The sequence below is a fragment of the uncultured Thermosynechococcus sp. genome (assembly GCF_937958135.1).
Classification (GTDB): Bacteria; Cyanobacteriota; Cyanobacteriia; order Thermosynechococcales; family Thermosynechococcaceae; genus Thermosynechococcus.
Genome location: NZ_CALGOG010000013.1, coordinates 1 through 2,568 on the forward strand (window position 1 = coordinate 1; position 2,568 = coordinate 2,568).

2 protein-coding genes are annotated in these 2,568 nt (G+C 55.1%); both read left to right on the forward strand.

Annotated features, from left to right (window positions below; all coding sequences use genetic code 11):
* Positions 1-2,181: glycoside hydrolase (locus Q0711_RS01415; RefSeq protein WP_299041375.1), on the forward strand; the 2,181-nt coding region annotated here is incomplete at its 5' end.
* A 135-nt stretch (positions 2,182-2,316) separates the two neighbouring features.
* On the forward strand, positions 2,317-2,568 hold a 252-nt coding region (locus tag Q0711_RS01420; RefSeq protein WP_299041377.1), incomplete at its 3' end, for a fructose-bisphosphatase class II.

Here is a 2,568-nt window from a genome sequence, read left to right on the forward strand (position 1 = left end):
AAAAGCTGCCGTAGCGGTCAATACCTATTGCCCTGGGTACGGCTCCACGGCAGCAAGGATTACTTAGACCTCATTCTTGTCTTGGCCAAGTATCCCCGCCTCAAACAGACAATTAACCTTGTCCCCTCACTGTTGCTGCAAATTCAGGACTATGTCAACGGCACGGCGCTCGATCCCTACCTTACGGCGACCCTGACGCCGGTGGAACAGCTTACGGATCAACAGCGCTGGTTTATCATTGAGCATTTCTTTGATGCCCACCACCGCACCATGATTGATCCCCATCCCCGCTATCGGGAACTCTACCAGCAGCGGCAAACTAAGGGGAAAACTTGGTGTTGGCAACACTGGCAGCCCCAAGACTATGGGGATCTCTTGGCGTGGCACAACTTAGCTTGGATTGATCCGCTGTATTGGGAGGAGCCAGAGATTGCGCAGTGGTTGTCCAAAGGGCGGGATTTTAGCCTCAGCGATCGCCAGCGAATCATTGCCAAACAGCGAGAGATTCTTAGCCAAATCATTCCCCAGCACCGTGCCCTGCAGGAGGCGGGTCAAATTGAAGTGACCACCACGCCCTACACCCACCCCATTTTGCCCCTCTTAGTGGACACCGACGCTGCCAAGGTGGCAGTTCCCAATATTGCCTTGCCCCAACAGCGGTTTCAATATCCTGAAGATGTTTCGCGGCATCTGCGGCGGGCGCGAGTTCTCTATGAGCAATTCTTTGGGCGATCGCCCCGCGGCCTGTGGCCCTCAGAGCAAGCCGTCAGTCCCGCCATTCTCGAACCCATTCTGGAGCAGGGGTTTAAGTGGATTTGTGCCGATGAAGCCGTTTTGGGGTGGACAACGGGAACCTACTTTCACCGCAATGAACGGGGAGTGGTGCAACAGGCTGAGGTTCTTTATCAACCCTATCGCTTAACCACGGCGCGCGGCGATCTGAACATTGTCTTTCGCGATCACCGCCTCTCGGATTTGATTGGGTTTACCTACAGTGCCATGGCTCCCGAAGCGGCAGCCGCCGATTTACTCCAGCAGCTGGAGGGCATTCGCCAACAACTCCTTGCCCATGAAGGCAGTGGTGGATCGAGCTTGGAACAGCCTTGGCTAGTGACAATTGCCCTTGATGGTGAAAACTGCTGGGAGTACTATCCCCGCGATGGTCTGCCCTTCTTGGAGGCGCTCTACCAAGGTCTGAGTGAGAGTGAGCACTTTGCCTGTGTCTCTGTGGCGGAGTATCTACAACAGTACCCGCCGCGGGCGGTGATTTCAGGCTCCTCCCTCCACAGCGGCTCGTGGATTGACGGCAATTTCTGCACTTGGATTGGCGATCCGGTCAAAAACAAGGCTTGGGACTATCTAGCGGCGGCTCGCCAAACCCTTGAGCGCCATCCCGAAGCCACGGAAACAAACAATCCAGCGGCATGGCAAGCCCTTTTGGCGGCGGAAGGTTCCGACTGGTTCTGGTGGTTTGGTGAAGGCCACTCCTCGAACCACGATGCCGTGTTTGATCAGCTTTTCCGCGAGCACTTGATGGCCCTTTACACGGCACTGGGGGAGCCAGTTCCGGAGGGACTCCACGATCCCTTGGAAGTCCATGAAGCCAAGGCCACCTACCCGCCCCAAGGCTTTATTCACCCTGCAATTGATGGCAAAGGCGATGAGCAGGACTGGAACTTTGCGGGTCGCATTCAAATTGGCGGCAGCCGAGGGACGATGCACCGCCAAACCCTAGTCAATCGCCTCTGGTATGGGGTAGATCACCTGAATATCTATTTGCGCCTCGATGCGCCTAGCCAAAAACAGCCCTTTGGGACTGACATCAGTACCGTGCACTTTTGCTGGTACTACCCCAACATGGTGACCTACAATAGCCCTCTTTCTGACCTGCAGGATTGTCCCGCTGAGGCGCCCCTCAACTACCTGTACCACCATCAATTGGTGATTGACCTTGAAAAGCAGCTGCTCACCTTCAAAGAGGCGATCGCCAACTATCAATGGGAAGAGCGCCCCACCCATGCCCGCTATGCCGTGGGCACCTGTCTAGAAGTGGCCATTCCGTGGGCAGATCTGCACCTGTATCCCGACTGTGGCCTTCACCTGTTAATTGTGTTGGCTCAGGATGGCTATTACATAGATCATCTGCCCCCGGAGCAACTGCTCGTTTTGACCGCACCCTAGTCCCTGAGGGGAAGCGGGAAAGGGAGGGTCGAGAGTAAATAATTTGCAGCAAGAAATTATTTTCTGCGTACCAAAGTTCTGTAAGCTCAGAGAGGAAACCTCTGCGGGATCAACTTGTGCTGTTAGGAGGGTTGTGTGGATAACGTCATCGGCTTAGAGATTATTGAAGTGGTGGAACAAGCGGCAATTGCCGCCGCACGCTGGATGGGCAAAGGCGATAAACACATGGCGGATCAGGCAGCCGTAGATGCCATGCGCAACCGCATGAATCAAATCCATATGCGCGGTCGCATTGTGATTGGCGAAGGGGAACGGGATGAAGCCCCGATGCTCTACATCGGCGAAGAAGTGGGTATCTGTACCCGTCCTGATGCTGCCCAATACTGT